Raw genomic sequence first — 12,521 nt, 5'->3', positions numbered from 1 at the left:
AAGTCCCATGGATAATCCAAACCAACATAAGACAGCGTCATTTTGCTCAGTTGACCCACGTCGGCGGCATGCGCCTCTCGAATCGTGAATTCGCTCATATGCGACTTCCTACCAGCGCGGCCCGACAACGGATTTGCGCCTGATCATCCACGGCTTCGCGGGAAGTCGCGCCGACCGGTGAAAAGGACTCTTCCTGCAGCCGACTCGCCCGACCCACGCCCGCAAGCCCAGCGCCCAGAAATATCCGACAAACAGTGACTGAGTCAAACCCGGACCTACGTATAACTGCGCTTGATCGGTCCTGCACCCATCGACAATCTACAGCCGAATTTGGAGGGTACAGCCCGACGATCGCGGTGTCCGCGATTCAGTGTTCGAACGTTCTTGAGGTGGAAACATTCCATCGACGCAGTACGCCTAGGGAAGTTATCTCCGCGATCGTTCGTGCTTCCGCCTGCGTGGTGCGGCGGCTTGGAGCAGCTTGTTGTCGGCGCGGCGCGATAGCGTCGAAAGTACCGGCGATAGGATCAAGGCAAAGGCGGCGTTCGAGGGTTTGAAGGAGGCCGAGATGGCGCGTGCTGACCTCCTGCTTGACCTCGTCGAGGCCGAGCGACGTGGCGATCGGGATCGCTTCCGCGTTCTCGTCGAGGCCGTGATCGCTGAAGAACGCGCCAACCAGCACCATTTGCTCGCCGATCGCCTTTCTGAGCTCATCACCACTACTGGGCAGGGCCTGGTCCGCGACGATCGTGCCGCGGCGATTCGCGACCTTGTGCATGAAGTCGTACCAAACCGTCGACTGGACGATTTGGAGCTCGCCCCTGTCCCGAAGCGTGTTGTGTCTGAGCTGATTGAGGAGCAGAAGCGGGCCGAGCTGTTGCGCAGCTATGGGATTGAACCGCGCAACAGGCTGCTGCTGTCCGGACCGCCGGGCAATGGTAAGACCAGTGTCGCCGAAGCAATCGCGGCGGAGTTGATGCTTCCGTTCTACGTGATTCGCTACGAAGGGGTCGTGTCGAGTTTCCTCGGCGAGACCGCCGCCCGGCTTGACAGTGCCTTCGAATTCGCCCGTACTCGCCGGTGTGTCTTGTTTTTCGACGAGCTCGACACGATTGCTAAGGAGCGCTCTGACGCCCACGAGACAGGCGAGATCAAACGGGTTGTTTCTACGTTGTTGCTTCAGATCGACGGGCTCCCGGCGCATGTGCTCTTCGTTGGTGCGACCAATCACAGCGAGTTGCTCGATCGTGCGGCGTGGCGGCGTTTCCAGATTCGCGCCGAGCTCGAAGCGCCCAGCCGCTCTCAAGCCACTCGGTTCCTGGAGCGGCTGGCCGTGCGCCTGGGTGGCGACTTGGGTTTTACGCCGAGGACACTCGCGGACAAGCTCGCTGGGGCGAGTTACGCCGAACTGGAGGAGTTCGCGTTGGACGTACGGCGTCGGGCCGTATTGGAGTTGCCGGACAGCAATCTGCGCCGCATCGTTCAAGAACGACTTGAGCACCGGCGTGGTCAGGTCGGCGAGTGACTGGACAGCGGCGTCCCTTGCTGGCTTTCGGTCCGCCGGTTGTTTCTGAGCGGCCTGCCCAGCCCACGCGGGACATGCCGCGCCTGTCCAAACCGGGTGCGGGCCGGCAGGGACAGCGTCTGACACCGCAATTCCGTGAACTGGTCGCAGCATTCGATGCCGAGCGTGCGCGTCTGGGCGCGGATACCCCTGACGAGGTCGATCCCGCCTTGGTCGTTGTGTTCGATCTTGCAGGCAGCGTCAAAGATTTTCGTAACGCCATCAACCAGATCGACGGCTTAGAGTTTCTCTCGGAGCTGCTCGGCGAGCGGACTGATCCCGACGATGACTTCTACATGACCGAACGCGATGTGGGTCGTACCGACAAGCCGGTCTCACATTCGCTTTATCTGGTGATGTCCAACGCCAGGGCCATCGATGAGTTGCTGCGGCTGTTCGCTTTGTGGCAGCGCGATCCGTCGGCGTCGTTCGAGCGCGGGTTGGGAAAGTTCAAGGATGCCTTCCAGCAGTTAACCGCGATCCGCCGCTGGGGGCCTGAGGATCGGATCCGTGAGACCGGCCTGCGGGAGCGGTGGCAAGAAACCCTGCAGGTCGTGGGCGAGTCCGTGAGCTCAGTCTTGGTAGAAGCGGAGCTGTGGTATCGGCAGGATGCCGCCCAACGCGCCACGGCCGAGGCCCATGTGGCACAGACCATCACAACGAGCGGCGGGCACATCCTCGACCGTGCCCAGATTGCTGACATCCACTATCATGCACTGCTGGCCGAGTTGCCCGTACAGCAGGTTCATTCTGTGCTCAACGATGGTGCCGAGTCGATCCGGCTGCTCACCACTGACGAGGTCATGTTCGTCAGTCCGTTTATCCCGATGAGTGTCACGCCGCCTACTCTTGACCCTGTGGCGGCGGTGCAGTTGCCGCCCGGTGAGCGTGTCGATGGGCTTCCTCGGATCGCGCTGATGGACGGGCTGCCGTTCTCCAATCACGCCGTGCTGGCCGGAAGGCTGTTGGTCGATGACCCCGACGGACTTGGCGAGAATTACCCATTGTCCTCACGTCATCATGGCACTGCGATGGCGTCGCTGATAATTCACGGCGATCTGTCTGTGCCCGGTGAGCCGCTAGATCGACCGCTGTACGTGCGGCCCATCATGCGTCCCCATGAGCTTGCCGCAGGATCTGAGGAGCTACTCCCGAACCGTCTGTTCATTGATCTGCTCCACCGAGCAGTCCGGCGCATCGTTGAAGGAGAGGCTGGCGGCGATCCCACCGCGCCCAGTGTGCGCATCATCAACCTTTCCATCGGCGCCCAGGCCAGGGCGCTCGTACGGCGAATGAGTCCGGTGGGACGCCTGCTCGACTGGCTGGCCCACACCTACAACCTGCTGTTTGTTGTCAGCGCGGGCAATCACCTGGACCCAATCACAATCCCTGCCGACTCCGCCGACGATCCCGCCACTGCACGCATCGCCGCCACACGTGCTGTTTACGACGCGACCATCCTGCGAGGCATTCTGCCTCCAGGGGATGCACTCAATGTGCTGACCGTCGGTGCAACCCATGACGACGGTTTCGGCGACATTGATATCCCGGACACGGTCTGGGATATCACGCTGCCGGGAGCTCCGGCCCACTACGGTGCGACCGGACCTGGTGTCGATCGCTCCGTTAAGCCGGATCTTCACCATGTTGGCGGCCGCGCGCTCTACACACGTCCAATCGCCCTTTCCGGCGAAGAAACGGTCGGCGTTGAGATCGCCTCCACAGCCGCCACAGGACCCGGTCTTCAGGTCGCAGCCCCCGGCCGCGCGGGCGCGACGAACAACACCGTGTTCACCACGGGCACGAGTAACGCCACAGCGTTGGTGACCCGTGAAGCCAGCCGACTGTTCGACATCCTCGAATCCGTGGAGCTCGGCGCTGAGGAAACGCCGTTACCTGACGGGCAGTACCATCCATTGCTCGTGCGGGCGATGCTCGCCCACGCGAGTAGCTGGGGTGAGTGGGACGCAAGGCTCCGCCGCGAACTCGGCCTGGATAATCAGCAGGCGCGCCGTCACTTGACTGCGCTTCTCGGTTACGGCCGAGTAGACGTCGCGCGACTCGGCACGGCCGCAACGAACAGGGCAGTACTCACCGCTGGCGGGCTCATAGCACGCAACGAGCGTCACACCTACCAGTTGCCGCTGCCGCCATCTCTTCGGGCACGAGCCGAATGGCACCGCTTTACGATCACCCTCGCATACATGGTGCCCACCGTCGGCCAGCTCACCCGGTACCGGGGCGCAAAAGTGTACTTCGCCACCCCTGATACTGACCTCGCCGGCGGAGATCGCACTGGCGCCGAGCACAACACCGTCAGGAGGGGCAGTCTTCAGCACGAGATCATCCAGGGCACAAGCGCAATGGTGTTCGGCGAAGGAGATATGTTCCCCATCCATGTCGAGTGCATGGACGACGCTCAACGACTCCGGGCCGGCAAGAAAGTTCGATACGCGCTTGTCGTTTCTGTCGAGACTGCTGAGCAAACCTCAACCACCATCCACGATGAGGTGCGAGCCAGGCTGCGCGAACAGGCCCGTGACCGTGCCCGCGGGCGGGTACAGGGCTGACGCCAACGAAAGCCGGCGCTAAACCAGGGGCTCGTGACACAACCACCGAGGCCGAGCATCGTGAGCGGATAGGAGCACATCTCTGGCGGAGAGTGCCGGCCCGCGAAGAACAGTTTGCGCTCCTGGCTGGTCGCGGTTTGAGTGTGCGCTGGCTGGCAGTTGGCGTCAAGGCTCAACCCTTGGTTGACCGCCCCCGACGCCGACATTGACATCAACTGTCAGCCAACGTGATTGCGCTGATGTGACCAGGCGAGGAGCATCGTCAATTGGCCAACGATGCGTGGCACCAACGCGCGGAGGTGTCGGCCGTGGCTTAGTCTTAGCGCAGCAGCGTGGCGATATCGGCGAGGACGGCGGGGTTGGTGATGGTCACCGCGAGCTGTTGACGTTCGCACGATTGCGTGAGCCACGCGGTGAATTCGTCACGACTATAATATTTTTCGTTCCTCCCGTCCGCCGTGTATGCCTGCACGCTAGCCATCGGGCACCTCGCTGGGGGCATCACGACGCTGCTGTTGTCGCGCCTCGCGCGCGGTATGACGCTGCTGGATGCGCCGCAGGGAGGCACTGATGATCAGCGTGCGCTCACCGAGGCTGGCGTGGCCGGCGCGGTCGAATTCCCACGCCACCAGATCATCGGCGTCATCGTCCCAGCGCGGCGGATGATGCTGGTGTGCAGTGTTTTTCGAGCGTTGTTCGCGGGTCCAGGTGGTGCGGCGTTCACGGAGGGCGGTCATGGTGGTGGAGTAGCGGCGGGATTTGCTGGTGATGTGGCCGCGGAACCCGAGGGTGTGCAACCAGCGTCGAATCCCGGATAGTCCGTTGTCGGCGAGGTGGCTGATGGTGGTCAGGATGGCTCGCACATGGTCGGACACCGCCAGGTCCGGTATGGCTTCGGTCGAGAGGCGGCGTGCGCTGATTCCGAGGTCGGCCAAGGATTTGGTGACGTACTTAGCGAGATAGCGAGCCACCCGCCGGCCGGACAGCGACCTACCCTGTGACGAATCATTTTGTGGTGAGGTGTCATTCATCGCTTTCTCGGGCGCGGTGACGGGTTGGGTGTCGATTTGAGTGCCGAAGCCGATCACGCGCACTGCGCCATCAGCGCACGGATCGTCGACGGTGAGAGTGACGGTGCGGGCGGCGTGTTGGATGATGGTGGCGAGTTCAGTTGCACTGACCGGTGATTCCCAGTCAGACTCATCAGGTTCGTCGCGTGGGTCCAGCCGAATCAGAGCGTGGACGTGGGGGATGGCACGGGCTTGCAGTTCGATAATTTTGATGAAGCTGACCCGCACCGCATCCGCATCCACATCTGTGGTTCTCAGTTGTCGTCGCAGTGCGCGTCGCAGGGCGATGGTGAACCGGCGCCACAGTTCGGGCAGGTGCCAGGTGAACAACACATGACCGACATAGTCGTAGCACTCGGCACAGATCGGCTGACCCACCAGGTCGTCGCCATTGTCGTGGACAATGCTGCACCACAACCGTTTTCCGTGCGGGCAGCGTCGGTAGCCGCCGAGGCGGTGGTGATCTCGGCACGCTGTCTCTGTGCTATTTACTTGTCTCGGTACGGTGTGGACGGCCCCGAAGCTGGGGGCGGTGAGGGTGACGAAGACTTGTGGTCGGTCCGCCACGGTGGTGGGCATGTCGTGGTGGCCACCGGCGGCACCGGCATGGACCAGCTGCCAGGTGTCGCGGGCATACAGGTCCGAGCAGGACGGGCAGATGTGGGCGCGGCGATTGTTGCACCGCGTCCACACCACCCGCGCCCGCCCGTACTCATCGGCACCGACCAGTTGGATGGGGTGGGCGCAGAATCCGACCGATTCGGCTCGCCGCCACCATGATTCGTATCCCATTGAGGAGGCGCGGCGCACCATCTCGCCGATCACCTTCGCGGTGTCGACTGTTGCGGGTACTCCCGGCAGTGCGAGTTGCGCTGACGGTGTCGAGTTATTCACCGCTCGCCTCGCTCGGGGTGTGGCCCGGTGTCAGTGGTGTACGACGGGCGGGTGCTGTTGGGTCGGCTGGCGGGGAGGCGGAAGCGGCGCGCGAGGGTGGTGATGTCGAGGTCGGTGACGTGGAAGGCCCGCACCCGCTGCGGCTGAGCGGTGCCGTCGATCAGCATGTAACCGACACCGGGGGTGGTGTCGGGGATCCGGTCGCATTCCGCACCGGCGTCGCGGGCGCCTTGGCCGAGGACCATGGTGGTTTGGGTGGCTTCGGTCAGCCGCAACCCGATCCGCACGGTGAACAGCTGCCGTACCGGCAGGGTGTCTTTGGCCGGGTCTTGCACCGCGGCCACCACACTGATCCCCACCGCGCGGCCCTGCGACAGGAGTAAGCCGAGGAGTTGTTCGATTTCGGTGCGGATCTTGCGGTCGGTCACATAGGCGGTCAGTGCGGCGATTTCATCGATCACCACCACGAACAACGGCTCAGCCGGTGTCGGGGTGTGCAAGCGGGTGTGGCCGCGGAGTCGGTTGGCGCGGGCTTGCATCACCGTCACGAGTTGGCGCAACAATTCGAGGGTGGTGTCGGTGGCGTCGTGGGTGAACGCCGTGAACATCGGTGCCCCGGCCCCGAGTTCCATGCCGCCTTTCGGGTCGATGACACACAGCCGCACCAGCCCCGTCTTGACCCCCGGGCTAATGCCGGCGATCAGCGACCACAACACCGAGCCTTTCCCCGCGCCGGTCGCCCCGGCGATCAGCACATGATGCCCCAGCAGCGGTAGCTGCCAGCTGTGGCGAGTTTCGGTGATCCCGACCCGCACCGATCCCAGATTCACCGGGGTGGCCGGAGTGGGTATCGGCAGCGCGATCGGGTCGGCGAGCACATCCCCCCGCATCAACGTGATCTTGAGTTCGCCGGGCGCGGTGCTGGTGATGGTGATCCGGTCGGCGCGCCACGCGGCGGCCAGCGCGTCAGCCTGTTTGTGCCAATCGGCCACCGATTGACCGGTGACGATCCGCACCACCAGCACATCGGTGGTCCGGCCGATCGTCACCATGCGCAAGGTCGGGGTCAGCGTGCGGTCGCCCAGGGTGGCGGCCAGGCCGTGCAGGGTGCAGGTCGATTCCCAGGCGCGGGTGTAGCGCGACCAGGTCAGCCACCGTCGGCGCACCGGTTCGGTCACCCACGCGCGAAACCAGACGGGGTCCAGCCACGCCCAACCCGCATACGCGACACTGCACACGACGGCGCAGACCAGGCCCGCGCGGGGCCCGTGGGTGATGCCGAGGGCGAGGCTGGCGATGATCGGGAGGCTGATGGCCGGGAACAGCACGGCCCACCACAGCAGATATCCGGCCGCGGTGAACAGTGACATGACCAGATCCCCCAGCCAGTCATCGTCATTGGATCCAGTGTTGTTGGTGTTCTTCGTGTTTGATGCCATGACAGGCGCGCCTTCCGTAAGGGTGGTGTCGCAGACGGGAATCCCTGGGGTGGGGCGCGATGATCTCTGCTCACCGCGCCCCACACCCCCTTAGGGGTTACTTCTGCGGACGTGCCTGCTCACTGGGCGCGGCACTTGACGTGCCGGCCGTGATCGCGTCGGCGCGGAAGGCCACCCCGCTGCGATCGCCCTGGGCCCACGGGATGGCCACCAAGCCCACCACTGACACCGGTTGGGTCACCGTCACTTTCGGATCGCCGGCCACCGTGACATTGAGGACTTCACCGCCGGTGTCATCCAACGCCAACACCTGCGTGGCGAACAGCGGCATCCCCGTGGCCGTGTCGACTTTCGGGCTGCCCGTCTCGAAGTTCAGCCGCGGCTCGGCCGCCCGCGTGACGATGAACCGGGTACCTGACGTATCGATTCTCAAACGCATTGTCCTGTGGTCCCTTTCTGGGTTGTGGTGTGCGGTCGTGTGTGCCGCGATCCCAGGACAGCGCGCCGGTGGTGGGGCTCGAAAGTGACAGCTAGTAACAGCCGGTAACATCCCGACACGCGCACGGCAGGGCTGAGCTGCGGTGATGTGTCGGGCATGATCGAAAGATGGCCGCAGTCGATCCGAACCGCGCGCGCAACGCGCAGCGGCTTCGCGACGCGCGCATCGAGTACGGGTTCAGCCTCAATGAGCTGGCTGTCGAGGTCGAAAACGTTCGCCGGCTACGCGGTGATGAGGAGATCCCGCCGCGCGAATCGTTGCGTCAGATGATCATCAGCATCGAACGTGGTGGCGCGTTCGGCGACATGTGGCGCACCGACCTGGCGGCAGTGTTCGGCCGCGAGCCCGACGAACTGTTCAGCGTGCCGATCGCCTCACCGCTACCACACCCGTTATTGCTGCGGCTACCTGTCGACGAGGACGTCCTCGCAGTGATCACCGAGCAGCGTTCCGCCCACATCCGCGCCGAACACGCCTTCGGCCCGCAGCATGCTCGCCCGCTGGTGGAACGCGATCTCGACACCGTCGAAGCCCTCATCAAATCAGCACCCCGTCGGCTCAAACGCGCAGTCACCGAAGCGGCGGGCACCATCGCGGAAGTGGCCGGCTGGATCGCTCAAGATCTCGGAGATCAGGCCGCCGCTCAAACGTTGACGCATAAGGCGTTTCTGCATCTGCGGATGGCCAGCCCCGAGACCCAGGCAATGATCTTGATGCGCCAGTCCAACATCCTGGCCCCCAATGAGGCGAGCCTTGCTGTCGATCTGGCCGCTGATGCCGCTGAACTCGTCGAGGGCCGCGATGCTGGACGGTTGACGGCCAGCATCGCGCGCCAACAGGCTCTGGCCGCCTTGCATAACGGCGACGAACGGGGTTTCTACCGGTATGCGGCCGCCGCGCTCGATCTCGGCGATATCGCCCCTGTGGACGGTGATCGGGCCCCCTATGCTCACGCGGCCTATGTGGCCAGTGATATCGCTGCCGGGCATTTGCGGCTCGGCAACAACCAGAAGGCGCTGGAGCTATTGGCCGCCCATCACGCGCATTGGACCTCGCAGCAGCACCGTGACCGCGCCGTGGCCGATATGCGGTTGCTGCACGCCTACATCGCTGTGCATGAATACCGCCTCGCCCTGGTGCTGGCCGACACCGCAATCCCGGCCTACCAGTCAGCGCCCTCGCAACGTGCGCACCGCCACCTCGCCCGGGCGAACACCCTCGTGCGTAACCGCCGCCGCAACGACCCCAACCCGGTACTGCAGGAACTCGCCGCCCGCATCACAACAGCTACCCAAGGAGCCTCGTCGTGAGTCGCGACATCATTCCCGACCTCACCACCACCGACCCCGCCACGGCCAGTACTGTCGCGGTGCTGCCGGTCGGGGCGTTCGAGCAGCACGGCCCGCATCTGCCCCTGGGCACCGACACCCTCATCGCCTGCGCCATCACCACCGCCATCAGCGACCACCACAGTGTTTTGCCGCTGCCGCCGGTAACGTTCGGCTGCTCGCACGAGCACGCCGCGTTCCCCGGCACCATCAGCATCAGCGCCACCACCCTGACCGCGATCATCGCCGACATCGGCCAGTCCCTCGCCGCGCACGGCACACGGGGGCTGATCGTGGTCAACGCCCACGGAGGCAACGCCGTATTGACCAATGTTGTGCAGCAAGCCAACCAGCACGCCGGTCCGCTGCGGGTAGGGCTCTATCCCAGCCGTGAAGACTGGACCGAGGCCCGCGCCGCCGCCGCCATCACCACCAGCAGTCACGACGATATGCACGCCGGCGAACTGGAAACCTCCATCCTGCTCGCCGCCCATCCTGACTACCTGCGCGACGGCTGGCCCGACGACGATCACACGGCCGTCGACCGCCGCTACCTCACCACTCTCGGCATCACCGCCTACACCACCACCGGCGTCATCGGCTATCCCTCACGGGCCAGCCAAGCCAAAGGCCGCACCGCACTCGACCACCTCGGGCGTAACGCCGCCGCCCTCATCGACATCCTCACCGGGCCAGACCGACCCTAGACACCGCGGCGGCCCTACCGCATAACCCTTGCAACGCGCAAGCTCCGACACGTCCCCAGTGCGTCCTGCGAAATGAGGCGTCGCCCTCAGCCTTGACGACAGGGGGCGACTCAAACAAGCCTCAGACCGCAACAGCCAGACACTGCTGCCCGAGAGCACGACGGGCATGCCTGTGGGCGGACACCAGGACAAGATGGTGCGGCCGCACTCAATCACCACCAGCATCCCCACACGCCCGAGGCGCGTCAACACTCCGAGCCAGAACACGGTGCCCTCGCCAGACTGGCCACGCGTTCACTCACCGTCGGGCACCTTCATACGCTCCTGCACATCGCTTTTCTACCTGGTCGGCCCGACGAGGCCCACGCCCAGCAGCCACACCAGCTGTCAGAATTCCGGGGCGGCTACCTGCGGGCTTCGCTTCGCTCCCTCTGCTCCCGTCCGCTGGCGCTCCCGTCCGCGCCGGTCACTACGCTTGGCCCTCCGTCCGCCGCCACACGATCGAACGCGGGGCCGCGATCCCTGTCCGTCACCCCGAATGCCAACCATTACCGCGACAGCAGCATCACCGGGGGCCAACGATCGCACCACGTCCGCAGCCGAGGTCGCTCGACGGTGCTCGTCTGCACAACCATCAACACCACCCATGACCTGCGATGTGAGAATTTTCTTTACTGCTATCAAGGGCGAGACCTCGCGGCCGCATCGTCCGGCCGAACTTTACAGGTATTTCACCAAGTCGTTCGAGAGCGCAGTTCTGCCGAAATGTAGGCAATTCAGCTCGCACCTGATTGGGAATCCCGGTCAATAGAAGTATGACGGGTATGGCTGAGCCGACGGTAGCGCCATCGCTATACCGGTAGAGTACAGTCGCTGAGTGACCATGACCGCAGCCACGGTTTCGGAAGACGAGGGCGCTTTGGTCGCTGCACTTCGCGCCGGCGACCATCGAGCTTTTGCTCGGTTGGTCGATCGTCACACTCCGGCGATGCTGCGGGTGGCGCGTGGTTACGTGCCGAGTGAGCAGCATGCCGAGGACGTCGTGCAGGAGACGTGGATCGCGCTCCTTAAGGGTTTGGACAGATTCGAGGGACGGTCGTCCCTACGTACTTGGCTTTTTACGGTTCTTGTCAATATCGCCAAGGCTAGAGGGCTCAAGGAACGCAGGCACGTCGACACTCAGATCAAAGCGTTCACCGGCGGCACAGTTGACCCCGAGCGGTTCCGTGCTGCTGGCGACGAGCTGCCCGGGCACTGGAAGGCGGAGGAGACACCGACGCCTTTCCCGGACACCCCTGAGGGCTCGGCTCTGAGCAGGGAACTCACCGACGTCGCCAAGCGCAATCTCGATACGCTGCCCGAGCGTCAGCGCATTGTCGTGACGATGCGCGACATGCTCGGTCTCGATTCCGATGAGGTCTGTGCACTACTCGAGATCAGCGCTGCGAACCAGCGGGTACTGCTTCATCGTGGCCGTGCGGTGATTCGAGCGGCTCTCGAAAATTATCTGAAAGATGCGTCGTGAACCCACTCGATTGCAACGAGCTCGTCGAAATTGTCACTGCCTATCTGGACGGCTCACTCGACCTCGAAACGCGGGCACGGTTCGATGAGCACCTGCTCGAATGCGACGGATGCGATAACTACCTGCAGCAGTTTCGGGTCACTATCGGCACGTTGGGCCGGATCCGTGAAAGCGAGTTGGCACCGGAATTCCGCGCGCAGCTACTTGAGGTTTTCAAGGATTGGCGGTGACGCCCTGTTACAACCACAGAGTGCCACCTGCGCGCCAAATGATGCAGTCCTAGCGCCTGGCAAGCACGCGCGATCGCGCGGGGCTGGCGCCTACAGTTGTTGGTAGCATTTATCGCTGTTTGACTCGGGCATCGGCTTGCGAAGGTCACAGCGGGCTTCGTCGGGATTAACTTGACCAAACCTATTCGTGCGCAACTATTTGCATGCTTGCGCTCTTGGTCACCCGGGCGTTGGCGTGTGGTGAGCCTCCCCAGTTTCAGTGGACACCCGAGATAGCGGGGGCACGGGGTTCCGCTGGGAGGATGGGGTATGTCCAGGACTCGTCGGTCGTTTACGGCGGAGTTCAAGGTTCAAACCGCTCGGCGGGTGATTGATGGTGGCCCAGCCGGTCGCCGAGATCGGCCGGGAACTCAATGTTCACGAGCACCTGTTACGTAAATGGGTGGCGGCCGAATGGCTCCGGGACGGCGCTGCCACCGATGCGCACAGGTTTCACCGGATGGTGACTGACCGCGGTCGAGCGTGCCGAGTTGGCACCCGGTTGCGTGCGGGGATCGCCGAGAAGTAACGCGATATCGCGTTCGTGAAAAAAAGTATCGGCGTACTTTGCGGCACAGCAACACAAGTGAGTCGTTTCGAGCTCATCGCCGCGGGGTTCAGGCTACCTGTGGGCGGGTTCCGGCGCACCACGGTGC

Annotated in this window: 9 protein-coding genes and 1 pseudogene; 6 read left to right on the top strand and 4 right to left on the bottom strand. The window is 63.8% G+C overall.

Translation table 11 applies throughout. The features are described 5' to 3' along the window. The first annotated feature begins 568 nt into the window (after window positions 1-568). Together AC5Y5O_RS07215 and AC5Y5O_RS07210 are read left to right on the top strand one after the other, a co-directional pair. Window positions 569-1,525, top strand: coding sequence for an AAA family ATPase (locus AC5Y5O_RS07215; protein ID WP_041928031.1), 957 nt, complete (start codon window positions 569-571; stop codon window positions 1,523-1,525). Continuing rightward, window positions 1,522-4,134 carry a S8 family peptidase gene (locus tag AC5Y5O_RS07210; RefSeq protein ID WP_054585411.1) on the top strand — a complete coding sequence of 871 codons (2,613 nt, stop codon included), beginning with the start codon at window positions 1,522-1,524 and terminating at the stop codon, window positions 4,132-4,134. The genes AC5Y5O_RS07215 and AC5Y5O_RS07210 overlap by 4 nt, the downstream gene beginning before the upstream one ends. A 319-nt stretch (window positions 4,135-4,453) precedes the next feature. Here AC5Y5O_RS07210 and AC5Y5O_RS07205 read toward each other — a convergent pair whose 3' ends face one another. From AC5Y5O_RS07205 to AC5Y5O_RS07190, 4 genes and pseudogenes are all read right to left on the bottom strand, one after another. Then, window positions 4,454-4,615, bottom strand: coding sequence for a hypothetical protein (locus AC5Y5O_RS07205; protein ID WP_016343706.1), 162 nt, complete (start codon window positions 4,613-4,615; stop codon window positions 4,454-4,456). Beyond that, complete coding sequence (locus AC5Y5O_RS07200) at window positions 4,608-6,098, bottom strand: replication initiator (RefSeq protein ID WP_016343707.1); 1,491 nt, start codon at window positions 6,096-6,098, stop codon at window positions 4,608-4,610. The genes AC5Y5O_RS07205 and AC5Y5O_RS07200 overlap by 8 nt, the downstream gene beginning before the upstream one ends. Then, window positions 6,091-7,537 (bottom strand): annotated as a pseudogene (locus tag AC5Y5O_RS07195) (FtsK/SpoIIIE domain-containing protein). Before AC5Y5O_RS07195 ends, AC5Y5O_RS07200 begins: the two are co-directional and overlap by 8 nt. A gap of 97 nt (window positions 7,538-7,634) precedes the next feature. Then, window positions 7,635-7,976, bottom strand: a complete 342-nt coding sequence (locus AC5Y5O_RS07190) for an SCO3933 family regulatory protein (protein ID WP_016343709.1) — start codon at window positions 7,974-7,976, stop codon at window positions 7,635-7,637. A gap of 167 nt (window positions 7,977-8,143) precedes the next feature. Here AC5Y5O_RS07190 and AC5Y5O_RS07185 point away from each other — a divergent pair, with 167 nt between their 5' ends. The 4 genes from AC5Y5O_RS07185 (at window position 8,144) to AC5Y5O_RS07170 (ending at window position 11,826) form a co-directional block, all read left to right on the top strand. Continuing rightward, entirely contained in the window at window positions 8,144-9,346 is a 1,203-nt protein-coding gene (locus tag AC5Y5O_RS07185) for an NsdA family TPR-like regulatory protein (RefSeq protein ID WP_016343710.1), read from the top strand. Further along, on the top strand, window positions 9,343-10,071 hold the full coding sequence (locus AC5Y5O_RS07180; RefSeq protein ID WP_016343711.1) for a creatininase family protein: 729 nt from the start codon (window positions 9,343-9,345) through the stop codon (window positions 10,069-10,071). The genes AC5Y5O_RS07185 and AC5Y5O_RS07180 overlap by 4 nt, the downstream gene beginning before the upstream one ends. Window positions 10,072-10,954: 883 nt before the next feature. After that, window positions 10,955-11,596: an RNA polymerase sigma factor gene (locus tag AC5Y5O_RS07175; protein WP_016343712.1), complete on the top strand. Its 642-nt coding sequence runs from the start codon at window positions 10,955-10,957 to the stop codon at window positions 11,594-11,596. Beyond that, window positions 11,593-11,826: an anti-sigma factor family protein gene (locus AC5Y5O_RS07170; protein ID WP_016343713.1), complete on the top strand. Its 234-nt coding sequence runs from the start codon at window positions 11,593-11,595 to the stop codon at window positions 11,824-11,826. Before AC5Y5O_RS07175 ends, AC5Y5O_RS07170 begins: the two co-directional genes overlap by 4 nt. The last annotated feature ends 695 nt before the right edge of the window (window positions 11,827-12,521 follow it).

It is taken from the genome of Mycobacterium sp. NGS40 (assembly GCF_059812735.1).
This window is presented reverse-complemented; position numbering and strand designations above follow the sequence as displayed.

Excerpts from the sequence above, each read along its gene's own strand:
- AC5Y5O_RS07215 (WP_041928031.1), top strand. The coding sequence starts at position 569 with ATGGCGCGTGCTGACCTCCTGCTTGACCTCGTCGAGGCCGAGCGACGT.
- AC5Y5O_RS07205 (WP_016343706.1), bottom strand. The coding sequence starts at position 4,615 with ATGGCTAGCGTGCAGGCATACACGGCGGACGGGAGGAACGAAAAATAT.
- AC5Y5O_RS07190 (WP_016343709.1), bottom strand. The coding sequence starts at position 7,976 with ATGCGTTTGAGAATCGATACGTCAGGTACCCGGTTCATCGTCACGCGG.
- AC5Y5O_RS07185 (WP_016343710.1), top strand. The coding sequence starts at position 8,144 with ATGGCCGCAGTCGATCCGAACCGCGCGCGCAACGCGCAGCGGCTTCGC.
- AC5Y5O_RS07175 (WP_016343712.1), top strand. The coding sequence starts at position 10,955 with ATGACCGCAGCCACGGTTTCGGAAGACGAGGGCGCTTTGGTCGCTGCA.